At 59.3% G+C, this 14,965-nt stretch carries 14 protein-coding genes; 1 reads left to right on the forward strand and 13 read right to left on the reverse strand.

All coding sequences use genetic code 11. The annotated features are described in order from the left end of the window. The first annotated feature begins 136 nt into the window (after positions 1-136). Positions 137-1,426: a citrate synthase gene (gene gltA / locus BLU28_RS16450; protein ID WP_006697561.1), complete on the forward strand. Its 1,290-nt coding sequence runs from the start codon at positions 137-139 to the stop codon at positions 1,424-1,426. Positions 1,427-1,549: 123 nt separating this feature from the next. Here gltA and lpxB read toward each other — a convergent pair whose 3' ends face one another. From lpxB to rpsB, 13 genes are all read right to left on the reverse strand, one after another. Then, complete coding sequence (lpxB, locus tag BLU28_RS16455; RefSeq protein ID WP_077987096.1) at positions 1,550-2,731, reverse strand: lipid-A-disaccharide synthase; 1,182 nt, start codon at positions 2,729-2,731, stop codon at positions 1,550-1,552. Further along, on the reverse strand, positions 2,728-3,594 hold the full coding sequence (locus BLU28_RS16460) for an LpxI family protein (protein ID WP_004441575.1): 867 nt from the start codon (positions 3,592-3,594) through the stop codon (positions 2,728-2,730). Before BLU28_RS16460 ends, lpxB begins: the two co-directional genes overlap by 4 nt. Positions 3,595-3,597: 3 nt before the next feature. Next, a complete protein-coding gene (lpxA, locus tag BLU28_RS16465; RefSeq protein WP_006697564.1) occupies positions 3,598-4,413 on the reverse strand; it encodes an acyl-ACP--UDP-N-acetylglucosamine O-acyltransferase in 816 nt (271 codons plus the stop codon). Then, a complete protein-coding gene (gene fabZ / locus BLU28_RS16470; protein ID WP_004441570.1) occupies positions 4,410-4,877 on the reverse strand; it encodes a 3-hydroxyacyl-ACP dehydratase FabZ in 468 nt (155 codons plus the stop codon). Before fabZ ends, lpxA begins: the two co-directional genes overlap by 4 nt. Next, on the reverse strand, positions 4,870-5,937 hold the full coding sequence (gene lpxD / locus BLU28_RS16475) for a UDP-3-O-(3-hydroxymyristoyl)glucosamine N-acyltransferase (protein WP_006697565.1): 1,068 nt from the start codon (positions 5,935-5,937) through the stop codon (positions 4,870-4,872). Before lpxD ends, fabZ begins: the two co-directional genes overlap by 8 nt. Before the next feature lie 49 nt (positions 5,938-5,986). Continuing rightward, positions 5,987-8,311: an outer membrane protein assembly factor BamA gene (gene bamA / locus BLU28_RS16480; RefSeq protein ID WP_077987095.1), complete on the reverse strand. Its 2,325-nt coding sequence runs from the start codon at positions 8,309-8,311 to the stop codon at positions 5,987-5,989. A 199-nt stretch (positions 8,312-8,510) separates the two neighbouring features. Next, the gene (rseP, locus tag BLU28_RS16485) at positions 8,511-9,632 is read right to left on the reverse strand and encodes an RIP metalloprotease RseP (protein WP_162702013.1); all 1,122 of its coding nucleotides are present in this window, start codon (positions 9,630-9,632) and stop codon (positions 8,511-8,513) included. Positions 9,633-9,681: 49 nt separating this feature from the next. Then, positions 9,682-10,515, reverse strand: coding sequence for a phosphatidate cytidylyltransferase (locus tag BLU28_RS16490; RefSeq protein WP_004441563.1), 834 nt, complete (start codon positions 10,513-10,515; stop codon positions 9,682-9,684). Continuing rightward, a complete protein-coding gene (locus tag BLU28_RS16495; protein WP_004441561.1) occupies positions 10,515-11,258 on the reverse strand; it encodes an isoprenyl transferase in 744 nt (247 codons plus the stop codon). The genes BLU28_RS16490 and BLU28_RS16495 overlap by 1 nt, the downstream gene beginning before the upstream one ends. 62 nt (positions 11,259-11,320) lie before the next feature. Beyond that, entirely contained in the window at positions 11,321-11,878 is a 558-nt protein-coding gene (gene frr, locus BLU28_RS16500; protein ID WP_004441558.1) for a ribosome recycling factor, read from the reverse strand. A 61-nt stretch (positions 11,879-11,939) separates the two neighbouring features. Continuing rightward, a complete protein-coding gene (pyrH, locus tag BLU28_RS16505; protein ID WP_003502561.1) occupies positions 11,940-12,662 on the reverse strand; it encodes a UMP kinase in 723 nt (240 codons plus the stop codon). A 97-nt stretch (positions 12,663-12,759) separates the two neighbouring features. After that, positions 12,760-13,686: a translation elongation factor Ts gene (gene tsf / locus BLU28_RS16510; RefSeq protein ID WP_004441554.1), complete on the reverse strand. Its 927-nt coding sequence runs from the start codon at positions 13,684-13,686 to the stop codon at positions 12,760-12,762. 357 nt (positions 13,687-14,043) lie between these two features. Then, positions 14,044-14,811, reverse strand: coding sequence for a 30S ribosomal protein S2 (gene rpsB / locus BLU28_RS16515; RefSeq protein WP_003502558.1), 768 nt, complete (start codon positions 14,809-14,811; stop codon positions 14,044-14,046). Positions 14,812-14,965: the final 154 nt, after the last annotated feature.

The following is a 14,965-nucleotide window of genomic DNA, read 5'->3' on the forward strand; positions in this document are numbered from 1 at the left end:
ATTTGCGTTTGCCGCAATGCACAATTTGACCTTTGGATAGCTTGGCATCTGCGACAGGATCATATAGCTAATCGGTAGACGCTTAACCGCGGGGCGTGTCTCAACGCCCCCACCCGCATGTTTTCGGAGGATCAGTATGACGGAAAAAAGCGCTACAGTGACACTTGGCGACAAACAGGTCGAACTCCCTGTCAGGGAAGGCACGATCGGGCCGAGCGTCGTCGATATCGGCACGCTGTACAAACACACGGGCTCCTTCACTTACGACCCGGGTTTCACGTCGACGGCCTCCTGCGAATCCAAGATCACCTATATCGACGGTGACGAAGGTGTTCTCCTGCACCGTGGCTTCCCCATCGAACAGCTCGCCGAACAGGGCGACTTCCTGGAAACCTGCTATCTGCTGCTTTACGGCGAACTACCGACGGCGGCACAGAAGAAAGATTTCGATACCCGCGTCACGCGCCACACCATGGTGCACGAGCAGATGAGCCGCTTCTTTACCGGCTACCGCCGCGACGCGCATCCGATGGCCGTCATGTGCGGCACGGTCGGCGCTCTCTCGGCCTTTTACCACGACTCGACCGACATCACCGATCCGCATCAGCGCATGGTCGCATCGCTTCGCATGATCGCCAAGATGCCGACGATCGCCGCGATGGCCTACAAGTACCATATCGGCCAGCCCTTCGTTTACCCGAAGAACGATCTGGATTACGCCTCCAACTTCCTGCACATGTGCTTTGCCGTGCCGTGCGAGGAATACAAGGTCGATCCGGTTCTGGCCCGCGCCATGGACCGTATCTTCATTCTGCATGCCGATCACGAACAGAATGCCTCCACCTCCACGGTGCGTCTTGCCGGTTCGTCTGGCGCCAACCCGTTCGCCTGTATTGCGGCCGGCATTGCCTGCCTCTGGGGTCCGGCACACGGCGGCGCCAACGAAGCGGCGCTCAACATGCTCAATGAAATCGGCTCGGTTGACCGCATTCCGGAATACATCGCCCGCGCCAAGGACAAGAACGACCCGTTCCGCCTGATGGGCTTTGGTCACCGCGTCTACAAGAACTACGACCCGCGCGCCAAGATCATGCAGAAGACGATGTATGAAGTGCTGGAAGCCACTGGCAATTCCGACGATCCGATCATGCAGGTCGCGCTGGAACTGGAAAAGATCGCCCTTTCCGACCCGTATTTTGTCGAAAAGAAGCTTTACCCGAATGTCGACTTCTATTCGGGCATCACGCTGAAGGCGCTCGGCTTCCCCACGACCATGTTTACCGTCCTCTTCGCTCTCGCCCGCACCGTTGGCTGGATCGCACAGTGGAACGAAATGATCGAAGATCCGCAACAGCGCATCGGCCGTCCGCGCCAGCTTTACACGGGTGCCGGCAAACGCGACTACGTTCCGGTTTCCAAGCGTTAATCGGCAAACCACGTCACATCAAAGGCCGGCGAGTTTTACTCGCCGGCCTTTTTGCTTGCCATTGTGGATTGGGATACACGCGGTGGGACCGGCGGCAACACAGGCCCTGACACAGATGGGGCTTCAACCTCGCTGTCTGCGGGCGTTCACGACCTCGAGGAGAATAGCCGCGCCGGTTTCGCCGGGCGGGACATCCGTGCGCAGACGTTGCTGCACCAGAGCATAACCTTCGAGCATGGCCTTCCGCTCAATTGTATCGGATGACAGGCGTTCCGCCCAACGCAGCATCGACCCGGCCCTGACCACCTCGTTGAAATACTCCGGGACGACAGCATAATCGGCAATGAGGTTGGGTAGCGCACCCGTCCAGGTCTTCACCCGCTTGCTCAGCATGGTGAAAATCCAGTCGGTCTTGTAGACAGATATGGTCGGCACGCCGGCAAGAGCCAACTCAAGAATGACCGTGCCTGACGCTGCGATAGCCGCATCGGCTTCCGCAAAGGAGTTCCACTTGAAAGCAGGATCGATGCCGATTTCGGGTCTGATTTCCTGCGGCCAAGACGCCGCCAGTTCGCGGATGCGATGTTCCTGACGTGGAACGGTGGGCAGCAGGAACCGCGTCGGACCATTCCGTTCCACAAAAGCCTTCGCCGCGTGCTGGAACGGCTCCATCAGCCTGGTGGTCTCGGTGGAACGCGACCCGGGCAGAAGAAGAATCGTCTTCGGCCGCCCCTCCGCTGGAAGTGGCCGTTCTGCCCGCTTCCGACGCACCGCGAGGACGTCCGGATCGACGCTGAGGCGATGGCCGACGAATGTGGTCGGCGGGCCTCCGAGACTGCGCATCGCCTCCGGCTCAAATGGCAGGAGAGCCAGGACATGGTCCACATAGGATAACATCGCCGTTGCGCGATGTTCTTTCCAGGCCCAGACGCTCGGGCACACATAATTGACGACCGGGAGATGCGGCAGTTCCTTGCGGACTTTTTTCGCCACTCGATGGGTGAAATCCGGGCTGTCGATGATCAAAAGGACATCCGGTTTTTCCCGTATCACCGCCTCAGCCGCCCGGTTGATCAGGCCGATCAGTTTGGGCAGTTTCTTGAGGACCTGCGTGAACCCCATGATCGAGAGTTCGGAATAATCGAAAAGAGAAGTGAGCCCCTGCCCCTCGAGCGCCTCGCCGCCGACGCCGACAAGTTCGATCGAACCGGGATATCGGGCCTTGAGGGCCCGGATCAGATCCGCGCCGAGAAGATCGCCCGACACTTCGCCGGCGATGACCGCCACCTTCAATCTCTCCGTCATTCCATCATGTCTCCGCGAAGTGACGTATCGATGCCACAGACGAATATGCCCGCCTGATCGGCAGCTTTCAACATCGCGTCACGATCAAGCACCAGTGCGCGTCCGGCTTCGACGGCAATGCCCGCAAGCCCGGCCTTTTGGGCATTTTCGACAGTTTCGATCCCGATTGTCGGCAGATCGGCGCGTACATCCTGCTGCGGTTTGCAGAGCTTGACCAGCACGCCCCGGCGGCGGGGCGAGATGCGTCCCTCCGCGCGCAATGCCGCGACGCGCAGTAACATTGCGTCCGTGCCTTCAACGCCCTCGAGCGCCACGATGCGGCCGCCGACGGAGACCGCACCCTGCCCGACATCAAGTTTGCCGAGCGCAAGCGCCGCCTCAGCTGCCCTGCTTATGTCCTTCAAGTCGTCTTCGGCCGGTTTTTGCGTGCCGAAAGCGCCTGTCGTGGCCAAGAGGCCTGGAGCGATCTCATGCGCGCCGATGACTTTCGCACCGAGCGTGCCGATGATCTTTATGACCATCTGCAGAACGGCGTCATCGCCGCCCGACAATAGCGTTTTGACGATGGATGGAAGTTTTAGCAGGATAGCGACGGTGGGGCGGATTTCACGCCATTCCGGCCGCCGCGCCACGGCCCCGGAAAGCACGACACGATCCACCCGGTTGTCACGCAGCAGCCGGCCAAGCCCGGCGACGTCTCCGACGGAGATGACGGCGTTGTCGAAACCGCTCCAGTCGAAGCGGGAATCATCGCGCAGCCGCACGATGAAAGGATCTTCTCCCATCTCACGGGCGGCGTTCGCCACGTAAAGTGGCAACTGGCCGCTGCCGGCCACAATGGCGAGACGCCCGCCGCCTGTCACGGCTCACTTGCCCCGGTTGGGCGAAGAGATCGCGCGGTCGCTGTCCACTCCAATGAAATCGATGATTTCTAGCGCCTGCGGGCAATCCAGATATTCGCTGCGGTCGATCGCTGCCGCATTGCCGCGGATAGTGCCTTCCGCCTCGAAGATCTGCTTGAAGACGCGCCGGACCTTGTGGATATCTGCGCGCTCAATGCCGGCACGCGTCATGCCAACGACATTAAGGCCGCCGAGAATGCCGGGATTGCCATTCAGCATGCCATAGGGAATGACATCGTAATTGACCGCGGACAGCCCGCCGATGAAGGCCTGACGGCCAATGCGGGTGAACTGGTGAACAGCACAGCCGCCGCCCAGAATGGCGCGGTCCTCGATCGTCACATGGCCGGCCAGCATCACATTGTTGGACAGGATGATGTGGTCGCCAAGGCGGCAATCATGCGCCACATGTGAGTTGGCAAGGAACAGATTGTCGTTACCGACGATCGTCTTGCCGCTGCCATCAGAGCTGCCGGCGTTCATGGTGACGCCTTCGCGCATGATGCAGCGCTCGCCAATTTCGAGCGTGGTTTCAGAACCGTCGTGGCGAACCGCCTGCGGCGTGCCGCCGATGACCGCCATGGGGTGGACGACCGATCCACGGCCGATGACCGTCAGGCCGGATACAACGGCATGATTGTGCAGCCGGACATCATCATGCAGCGTGACTTTCGCGCCGACGTAGCTCAGCGCACCGATGACGACGTTTTCACCGATCACCGCGCCATCTTCGATCACGGCGGTGGGGTGAATTCTGGCCGAGGCGGCAATCGTGCTCATTGCTGGTCCTCGGGGATCATCATGGCGCCGACATCAGCCTCCGCCACCAGCGCACCATCCACCTTTGCCTCGCAATGGAATTTGAAGACATTGCCGCGCTGGCGCTGCTTGACGACGTGGATTTCCAGACGATCGCCGGGGATCACGGGTTTGCGGAAACGGGCGTTGTCGATTGTCATGAAGTAGACCAGATGGCCGCCCTCACCTTGACTGCGGGCGCATATTGCACCTGCCGTCTGGGCCATGGCTTCGACGATCAGAACACCCGGCATGATCGGCCGGTCCGGGAAGTGGCCGGTGAAATGCGGTTCGTTGACCGTCACGTTCTTGATGCCGGTCGCCGAATTGTTACCGTCAATATCGATGATCTTGTCGATCAGCAAGAATGGGTAACGATGCGGCAGAAGCTTCATGACTTCCAGAATGTCAGCCGCGCCGAGCGTCGTCTTCGTTTCTTCAGTCATTGTTTTTCTCTCCTGTTTTTTTATCACGCCCTTCAGCGCGTGCCAGAATTTCGGCCATGTCGCGCAGGAAATATTTCATCGGTCGCGCAGGCGTTCCGCCATAACGGGCGCCTGCCGGCACGTCCGCCACGACACCGCTCATGGCAGCGATCTGCACGCCGTCGCCAATGTTGATATGGCCATTGATGCCTGCCGCACCACCAATCATCACACCGTCGCCGATACGGGTGCTGCCCGCAATGCCGACCTTGCTGACGATGCCGCAATGGCGGCCGATGCGAACGTTGTGGCCAATCTGGACCTGATTATCGATCTTGGTGCCTTCACCGATCACCGTGTCATCCATGGTGCCGCGATCGATCGTGGTGTTCGCGCCGATCTCGACATTGTCCTGGATAATGACACGGCCAATCTGGACGATCTTCAGCATGCCGCGTGGACCGGGGGCATAACCGAAACCGTCTTGCCCGATGCGCGCACCATTGTGGATAATCACATTATTACCGATGAGCGCGGCAAGAACGCTTGCGCCGCCTGCAATGGTGCAATCGCGTCCGATCTGTACATCCTGCCCGATGATGACACCGGGCCCGATCCGCGTACCAGCACCGATATGGGCGCCGGCGCCGATCACTGCGAGCGCCTCGACAATGACGCCCGCTTCCAGCTTCGCGGAAGGATCGACATGCGCAGCATGAGAAATTTCGCTTTCCATCCGCGCGATCGGACCGGGACGCATCGCCGAGGGGTGCAGCAAGGCACCAACCTGGGCAAACAGCGTGTGTGGATTTTTCGATATCAGCGCGGGGATGTCGGACGGAAGCATGTCCACAAGGGCAGCGTCACAAATGACGGCGGCGGCTTCGCAGGTCTGCAGCTCATCGCGGTTCTTGCGCGAAAGGATATAGCAGAGCTGATCGGGTTTTGCCCGATAGACCGGAGAAACGGACCTGACAATCCGCTCTCCCGCCGCCTCATCAGACAGTTCCGCCCCAAAGCGGTCTGCGATGTCTTTCAATCGCAGTCCCTCGTGGGGCGGAAAAAACGCGTTGTATTCCATTAGCCGGAAACTCCAGAACGTTCAAAGTTGCAGTTCTGGACTGCCGATATCAGAAAGTGTTGGACATGCCAAACCGGAAACGCTGTTCCTCGTCGTAGTCTTCCTTGGCGATCGGAACCGCGTAGTCTACACGGATCGGACCGAAGGGCGACGCCCACATCACGCCAATACCGGCGGATGCGCGGATGGAATTGTCATCCTTGACGGTCTGAGACGTGGAAACCTTGTTACCATACATCGTGCCAGCATCGACGAAACCAGCAAGACGCAGACCGAAATCCTCGGGAACGCCAGGCATCGGAGCCGTGACTTCAGCAGACGCGGCAAAATAGGTCGTGCCGCCGATGGAGTCGGAACCGATGCGCGGACCGATACCATCGTTCTTAAAGCCGCGAACCTGACGTCCGCCGAACTTGAACTGATCGAATACCAGCAGATTGTCGCCCGTCGGCATCACGTGACCGGCCTGACCGGTGAGCGAGCCGATGACGTCGTACTCATCCGACAGGGTGTAGTAGAAACGCGCCTTGGCATAGATCTTGTAATATTCGGAATCGCCACCCAGACCGGCAAATTCGTTTGTCAAAGCAGCCTGCCAGCCTTCACGCGGCATGTTGCGGTCGTCGAGCGTATTGTAGTTCAGCGTGTTGGAGATGATGGACTGCGTCCAATCGCCACCGCGGATCAAATCCTGATAAGGTTCGGCGAGATTGTTGAGGTTAGTCCAGTCACCCTCACCGTCGTAGTTGATCTGCTTGTAGGTATACTTGAACGTCGTCGAGAGATCCTCGGTGATAGGCGCGGTCACGCGCAGCGAGAAGCCCTGCTCGTCGTAGTCGTAATAATCTTCGCTGCGGCTCTGGCTCTTGAACAGGTCGAAACCTGCAGCAAGGCGGTAGCCGAGGAAATAAGGCTCGGTAAAGGAGAGCGTGTAGCTACGCGCATCGTCTTCACCCGCACCGGCAGCGAGACGGATATACTGACCGCGGCCGAGGAAGTTCTTTTCTTCGATGGAGGCTTCGAGCAGAACACCGTCGTTCTGCGAATAACCGGCGCCGATACCGAATGAACCGGTCGACTGATCTTCAACGTCAACCACGATCACGACGCGGTCAGGCGCGCTGCCGCCGGCGGTCGAGATATTGACCTTCGAGAAGTAACCCAGCGCTTCCAGACGACGCTTGGCAGCGGTGATAACCGTCTGGTTGAACGCATCGCCTTCGGAAATATCGAATTCGCGACGAATGACATAGTCACGCGTGCGGGTGTTGCCACGGATTTCGATACGCTCGACGTAAGCGCGCTCGCCCTGATCAACGATGTAGGTCACGCCAATGGTGTTGCCGGACATGTCGCGGTCGCCGCGCGGCGTTACACGGGCGAAAGGATAACCTTCACCGGCGACGCGCTTGGAAATCGCCTCCATGCTCTGCTGAACTTCCTTGGCGCTGTAGCTTGCGCCCTGGCGGGTCTCAACGAGGCCCTGAAGCTCCGAACCCTCAACACCCGGAACGGTCGATTCGACCGCGACGTTGCCGAAGTTGTAACGCTGACCTTCATCGACCGTGATGGTGATGTTGTATTCGTTTTTGGACTCATCAAGCACAGCCTCGGAACCAACGACCCGGAAGTCGGCGTAACCGCGGTTGTAATAGAACTGGCGCAGCGCCTCTTCGTCGGCGCGCAGCTTGTCCTCGTTGTAGACGTCCTTACGCGTCAGGAATGACAGCATGTTGGACTTCTTGGTATTGATGACAGCAGCCAGACGACCATCGCTGTAGGATTTGTTGCCCACGAAGTCGATTCGGCCGATCTTGGTACGCTCACCTTCATTGATGACGAAAGCGATGTTCACGCGACCCTGACCGACGGAAACCGTCTGGGTGGTAACTTCGACATCGCTGCGGCCGATAGCGGCATAGGCTTCCTTGATGCGGGCAATATCCGCCGTCACGATGGCCTGATTGAACGGGCCGAGCGACTGCGTCTGCACGATGCCGGCGAGCTTGTCGTCCTTGATCTTGCGGTTGCCGTTGAAGACCACCTGGTTAACGAGCTGGTTCTCGTTGACGGTCACGACAAGCGTGCTGCCCGAAACGCGCATGGAAACATTCGAGAAGTAACCGGTGGCGTAAAGACGCTTCACCGATTCATCGATGTCCGAATTGGAAAAGTTCTTGCCGGGCGCAATGGTGATGTTGGAACGAACCGAATCCGCACCCGATCTTTCGGCGCCGCGAACGTCGATTCTGCTGATGACGGCTGCCTGTGCAACGCCAGCAGAGGCAAGCACACCAAGGCCCGCAACCGAAGAAACACCGGCAGACAGAGCAACCGCCGACACAGCGTTCAAAAATCTTGAACCAGCCTTCATTTCAATTCTTACCTTTTTACGTTGTCCCTCAGCGGGCGGAACCCGACTCCGGCCATGTGCGTCGTTTTACCTGCTTTTCCCCTACAAGCAAGCGCGAACGTTAAATTCTGTTTACTTCGTGCTCCAGAGTGGCTCATTCGCCACTTTGGCATAAAAACAAGGTAAACAACCGACTAACAAAACCGTTAAAACACAATCCTCAGCCAATCAAGCTGCTGATATCATTCCATGTTGCAAAAACCATAAGACCCAAAATCATCGCCATGCCGATGCGGAAGGCAACCTCCTGCGCGCCCGCTCCCAGCGGCCTGCCGCGGATGGCCTCGATGGCGTAGAACACGAGATGTCCGCCGTCCAGAACCGGGACGGGCATCAGATTGAGGAGCCCGATCGATACCGACAAAACGGCTGCAAGTTGAATCACGGCGGAAATGCCAAGCGTCGCCATCTGGCCGGAAGCCTGCGCGACCCGCACCGGGCCGCCGAGCTGATCTGCATTCATGCGGCCGGTAACGAGATTGCCGATATAATTGAATGTACCGGTGATGACGTGGCCTGTCTCGCGCACACCTTCCAGAAGCGCCTGCGACGGTGAATATTCGATGTGACGGAAATTACCGCTGGTCTGGTCGGTGACAATGCCGATAATACCCATTTCCAACTTGTTGCCGAACTGGTCGGTGGTTTCTGTCCGGGTCGGCACCATCGGCAGCTTGAGCTCCTCGCCTGCCCGCTCGACGGTGACCGTGATAGGCGTGCCGGGCCGGATGCCGACATAACGGCGGACATCTTCGAAGGTCACCACTTTTTCGCCATCAATCGCCACCAGACGGTCGCCGGGGCGTACGCCCGCAGCGGCGGCCGCACTGTTTTCACGCACCTCTGCAACAACGGGATCGGCGATCATCCGGCCGTAAATGCCGAAGAGTACTGCGAAGATGAGAATCGCGAGGATGAAGTTTGCGATCGGGCCCGCAGCGACGGTCGCCGCCCTTTTCCACAGTTTTGCACCGGAAAGCGTCTGCGCCCTCTCCTCCAGCGTCATATGGGACAGGCCCGAGCTGTCCGGCTTGCTCGCTGCGTCTTCATCGCCGAAGAATTTCACGTAGCCGCCCAGTGGTATGGCTGAGATCTTCCATCTCGTCCCGCGCTTGTCGGTGAAACCGAGCAGCTCGGGGCCGAAGCCGACGGAGAATGCCGTGGAACGGATGCCGCACCAGCGACCGACGAGATAATGCCCCATCTCGTGGACAAAAACGAGAAGGGAAAGCACCAGGATGAAGGGCACGATATAGCCGGTCAAAAAGCCGGTCGCCGCCATTACTGTGTTCATGACAATCTGCCCTTCATGTCGTGACCTTTCGTGCCGCTTAGAAACCCGGCAGCAGACCGCCGCCCGACCCGGGCACATCGCCGGTTGCCGCCGCGTGCACGAAAGCTATGAGGAATACCGTAAAGCAGGCGAAAACAAGACCGTCAACACGGTCCATGAAGCCGCCATGGCCAGGAATGAGATGGCTTGAATCCTTGACCTGGAAACGCCGTTTCACGAAGGATTCGAAGAGATCGCCGATCTGGCTGAACACGGAAAGAAGGAGTGCAAGCCCCAGCACCAGAAAGCTGATGCGTCCGTGATAGGCCATGGAGACTGCCGCGCCGCCGATCACGGCCGCCGCCGCCCCGCCAATCGCGCCGGACCACGTCTTGCCGGGCGAAATAGAAGGCGCCAGCTTCGGCCCGCCGATGGCGCGACCGACAAAATAGGCAAGAATATCCGTTGACCAGACAACGGCGAAAATGAACAGGATGGATACAAAGCCCGTCAGTTCGTCACCGCGGATGGCCGCCAGTGATATACCGCTGAGACCCGCATAAAAAATGCCGCCCACCAGCCACCAGTTTTTGCCGCGCAATACCGGAAACAGCGCCGCTGTCAGCGTGAAGCCTGACAAAAGCGGCAGGTCGAGCGAGGATTCGCCGAAAATCGTGTTGCCGGCAATGACGGCGACGGAAAACCAACCCCAGGCGTTGCCGGTCGGATTGCTTTCCGACATCCGGGTAATCGTCGACCACTCATAATAGATGAGAATCGCCAGAAGGCCCGCAACGATGCGGAACAGAATGCCGCCATACCAGGTTGCGGCCAGAATGACCGCGGCCATGACGATCGCGGAAACAATCCGCAGTCTGAGTTCTCGGCTCATCAGGCGCCTGCCACGGCAACCTGCTCGGTGAGTGCACCGAAGCGGCGGTCACGCGTTGCATATTGCTCGATTGCGGAGAAGAAGAGCTGCCGGTCGAAGTCCGGCCAATATTCCGGAATGAACAGGAACTCGGAATAGGCCGCCTGCCAGAGCAGGAAGTTCGACAGGCGTTCCTCGCCGCTGGTGCGGATGATCAGGTCAGGATCAGGAATGCCCGAGGTGTCGAGCCGGGCCGAAATCATCTCGGGGGTGATGGAAGCGGCGTCTAGCCTGCCTGCGGCAACATCAAGGGCGATTGACGCCGTCGCGCGAGCGATCTCGTCACGGCTGCCGTAGTTGAAGGCGATCACCAGCGTCAGCTTGGTGTTGTCGGCCGTCATCTGCTCAGCCTCTTCCAGAAGCGAGCGAATATCGTTCTTCAGCCCCTGCCGGTCACCGATGATCCGCACGCGGACGTTCTCGCGGTGCAGTTCGGCAAGGTCGCGGCGGATGAAAGCCTTCAAAAGCCCCATCAGGTCGCTTACCTCGGATTCGGGCCTGCGCCAGTTTTCCGACGAGAAGGCGAAGAGGGTGAGATAGCGTATGCCGCAGTCACCGGCCGCGCGCACGGTCTCGCGCACGGCCTCCACACCGCGGCGATGCCCCATCACGCGCGGGAGGCCGCGCTGCTTTGCCCAGCGGCCGTTGCCATCCATGATGATGGCGACGTGCTCGGGTATGGAGGAACGTGTCGTCGTCGGCATATCGATCCAGTAACAGGGCAGCGCGGAATTAAACGGAAAAGACAGGTCTATCGCAGGCGATATCAGACCTGCATGATTTCCTTTTCCTTCTCGGCAAGCAAGCGGTCAATTTCCGAAATCGTGTCGTCGGTCATTTTCTGCACCTTTTCCGACTGGCCACGGCTTTCGTCCTGACCGATGTCGCCATCCTTTTCGGCTTTTTTCAGACCGTCCATGCCATCACGACGGACATGGCGAATCGCCACCTTGGATTTTTCGGCATAGTCATGGGCGACCTTGACGAGCGACTTGCGGCGCTCTTCATTGAGTTCAGGCAACGGAATTCTGAGGTTCTGGCCGTCAACGATCGGGTTGAGGCCGAGGTTGGATTCGCGGATGGCGCGGTCGACAGCGTTGACCATCGACTTGTCCCAGATGTTGACGCCGAGCATGCGCGGCTCGGGAACGGTGATGTTGGCCACCTGGTTGAGCGGCACACGCGAACCGTAGGCGTCGACGGTCACTGGGTCCAGAATGTTGGCCGACGCGCGGCCGGTGCGCAGCGACGCGATATCGCTCTTGAACGCATTGATGGCGCCATCCATACGGCGCTTGATATCGTTGAGGTCAACACCACTCATCTTGATACTCCATCTTGTCGGCCAGCGGCCGTATTCGCCCCAGGGGCGGCATCGTTTTGGATTATTTGTCGTGCACGATGGTCTTGCGGCCGCCGCCGGTCAATATCTGTGCAAAACCACCCTTCTCATGGATCGAGAAAACAATGATCGGGATGTGGTTTTCGCGGGCAAGGGCGACAGCGGCGATATCCATGACCGCGAGCCCCTTGCCGAGCACTTCGCTATGGGTCAGCTCGTCAAAGCGGGTTGCCGTCGGGTCCTTCTTTGGGTCAGCGGAATAGATGCCGTCCACCTGGGTTCCCTTGAAGATCGCCTCTGCGCCCATTTCGGCGGCGCGCAGTGCAGCAGCGGAATCGGTGGTAAAGAACGGGTTGCCCGTACCGCCGGCGAAAATCACCACGCGGCCCTGGGCCAGATGATGAAGGGCGGCACGCTGGGAGAAGCTCTCACAGATCTCGGGCATGGCGATTGCCGAAAGAACGACAGTGTCGATGCTGAGCTTGCGGAGCGAGGTGGCAAGGGCCAGCGCGTTGATGACGGTTGCCAGCATGCCCATATGGTCGCCGGTGACGCGGTCGCCGCCCTTGGATGCCACGGCCACGCCGCGAAAGATATTGCCGCCGCCGACGACAACGCCGACTTCAACGCCCATCGCCCTTGCCTCGGCGATATCGGAGGCAATGCGGTCGGCCACCGCCACATCGATACCGAAACCCTGATCACCCATGAGGGCTTCGCCGGAAGCCTTGAGAAGAACGCGTTTGTAGATCGGCTTGGAAGACATCATGACTCCTCGGAAATGTAACCGAAACGCGGATACACGAAGGGCACCGCGTTGTCACGCGATGCCCTCCCGTTTTCCCAAGATTGGGTAAATATAATCAGCCCTTGGCGACGGCTGCGACTTCAGCTGCGAAATCGCTTTCTTCCTTTTCGACGCCTTCGCCGAGCAGCAGGCGAACCATGCCGGTAACTTCGATGGAAGCGCCAGCTTCCTTCTCGGCTTCCTTGACGGCAGCGCCGACGGTCAGGTCGGGGTTGATGACGAAAGCCTGCGACAGAAGGGCGACTTCTTCGAAGAACTTGCGCATGCGGCCATCAACCATCTTTTCGATGATGGCTTCCGGCTTGCCGGATTCGCGGGCCTGTTCGATAAAGACGTTGCGCTCGCGCTCAGCAACGGCAGCGTCGACTTCTTCAGCACGGATGGCGAGCGGGTTGGTTGCAGCGATGTGCATGGCAACCTGGCGGCCGATGGAGTTGAGAACTGCCTTGTCGCCTTCCGACTTCAGCGCAACGAGAACGCCGAGCTTGCCGATGCCGTCGCCGGCAGCGTTGTGGATGTAGGTCGCGACAACGCCGTGCGGCACTTCCAGCGCAGCGGAACGACGCAGCGTCATGTTCTCGCCGATCGTTGCGATCGCGTCCTTGATGCTGTCGGAAACGGACTTGCCGGTTGCCGGATAGGTGGCAGCGGAAACAGCGTCAACGGTGCCATCGGTGGAGAGAGCAACCTGGGCGATGCCGCGGATGAGATCCTGGAAAGCGTCGTTACGGGCAACGAAGTCGGTTTCCGAGTTCAGCTCGACAACGACAGCCTTGTGACCCATGGTGGCAACGCCGACCAGACCTTCGGCAGCCGTGCGGCCGGACTTCTTGTCGGCCTTCGCGATGCCCTTGGCGCGCAGCCAGTCGATCGCCGCTTCCATGTCGCCATTGGTTTCAGCAAGAGCCTTCTTGCAGTCCATCATGCCTGCGCCAGACTTTTCGCGCAGTTCCTTCACCATTGCGGCTGTGATTTCGGTCATTGTGTGCCTCTTATCGGTTCGATCGGTCAGCCGGCGGAATTTGCCGTGCCGAAGTTCTGGGTGATGACTGTACCCGGCCGCACACCCTTTGAAACCCTGAGGTTCCGACAAGGGGCATGCGCATTCCCAAGTGCTGCGGCGTCGCCAAACATCGAAATGATGGGTGCCGCTCTAGTGTGACAGCGTTATGAAGACTGCCTGCCGTTCCAACCACCTCGGACGCCTGTGGTTTCCAGAAACCGTGGCGGAGCGGTTAGAAACGAACAAGGCCGTCAACCCATTGAAGGTCTTTGACGGCCTTGTCATATCCTGGTCGAGGAGACGGCGATACGGGATCGCCGCCAGACAGGGCCTATATCAGGCGCCAGCCTCGTCTTCGAGAGCGGGCTCGATCGGAGCTTCTTCAGAAGCGCCGATGTCGCGGCCGGAAGCGCCCTGCTGACGGGCAATACCGTCGATGGCAGCGCGTGCGATCAGGTCGCAGTAAAGCGAGATGGCGCGCGACGCGTCGTCGTTACCCGGGATCGGGTAGTCGATGTGATCCGGATCGCAGTTGCTGTCGATGATCGCAACGACCGGAATGCCAAGACGCTTGGCTTCTTCGATCGCGATCTTTTCCTTGTTGGTGTCGATGATGAACATCAGGTCCGGAACGCCGCCCATATCGCGGATACCGCCGAGAGCCTTTTCAAGCTTTTCGCGTTCGCGCTCAAGGTTCAGACGTTCCTTCTTGGAGTAGCCGGAGCCTTCCGAGTTCAGGATCTCGTCAACCTTGCGCAGGCGCTGGATCGAGTTCGAGATGGTCTTCCAGTTGGTCATCATGCCGCCGAGCCAGCGGGAGTTGACGTAGTACTGGGCCGAACGCTTTGCGCTGTCGGCGATGATTTCGGACGCCTGGCGCTTGGTGCCAACGAACAGAACGCGGCCGCCACGGGCAACGGTGTCGGACACGACCTGAAGGGCGCGCGACAGCATCGGAACGGTCTGAGCCAGGTCGATGATGTGGATGTTGTTACGGTCGCCGAAGATGTACGGCTTCATCTTCGGGTTCCAGCGGTGCGTCTGGTGGCCGAAGTGAACACCAGCTTCCAGAAGCTGGCGCATAGAAAAATCGGGCAATGCCATGCCTTGTTACTCCTTTTCCGGTTTAACCCCCGCGAAGCGAACAGCGCCGATTTTCATCGACACCACCGGGCGGAACGGACCGGATTTCTCCCGGAACATCCCAAGCTTCGCGTGTGGAATGGTGAGCCGCATACAGTCGCCCGCTTAAAAATGC

This window comes from Agrobacterium pusense (genome assembly GCF_900102105.1).
Lineage (GTDB): Bacteria > Pseudomonadota > Alphaproteobacteria > Rhizobiales > Rhizobiaceae > Agrobacterium > Agrobacterium pusense.

Excerpts from the sequence above, each read along its gene's own strand:
- rseP (WP_162702013.1), bottom strand. The coding sequence starts at position 9,632 with ATGGCGGCGACCGGCTTTTTGACCGGCTATATCGTGCCCTTCATCCTG.
- lpxA (WP_006697564.1), bottom strand. The coding sequence starts at position 4,413 with ATGAGCACGATTGCCGCCTCGGCCAGAATTCACCCCACCGCCGTGATC.
- gltA (WP_006697561.1), top strand. The coding sequence starts at position 137 with ATGACGGAAAAAAGCGCTACAGTGACACTTGGCGACAAACAGGTCGAA.
- frr (WP_004441558.1), bottom strand. The coding sequence starts at position 11,878 with ATGAGTGGTGTTGACCTCAACGATATCAAGCGCCGTATGGATGGCGCC.
- lpxD (WP_006697565.1), bottom strand. The coding sequence starts at position 5,937 with ATGGAATACAACGCGTTTTTTCCGCCCCACGAGGGACTGCGATTGAAA.
- bamA (WP_077987095.1), bottom strand. The coding sequence starts at position 8,311 with ATGAAGGCTGGTTCAAGATTTTTGAACGCTGTGTCGGCGGTTGCTCTG.
- pyrH (WP_003502561.1), bottom strand. The coding sequence starts at position 12,662 with ATGTCTTCCAAGCCGATCTACAAACGCGTTCTTCTCAAGGCTTCCGGC.
- rpsB (WP_003502558.1), bottom strand. The coding sequence starts at position 14,811 with ATGGCATTGCCCGATTTTTCTATGCGCCAGCTTCTGGAAGCTGGTGTT.
- fabZ (WP_004441570.1), bottom strand. The coding sequence starts at position 4,877 with ATGACTGAAGAAACGAAGACGACGCTCGGCGCGGCTGACATTCTGGAA.
- lpxB (WP_077987096.1), bottom strand. The coding sequence starts at position 2,731 with ATGACGGAGAGATTGAAGGTGGCGGTCATCGCCGGCGAAGTGTCGGGC.
- tsf (WP_004441554.1), bottom strand. The coding sequence starts at position 13,686 with ATGACCGAAATCACAGCCGCAATGGTGAAGGAACTGCGCGAAAAGTCT.
- BLU28_RS16490 (WP_004441563.1), bottom strand. The coding sequence starts at position 10,515 with ATGAGCCGAGAACTCAGACTGCGGATTGTTTCCGCGATCGTCATGGCC.
- BLU28_RS16495 (WP_004441561.1), bottom strand. The coding sequence starts at position 11,258 with ATGCCGACGACGACACGTTCCTCCATACCCGAGCACGTCGCCATCATC.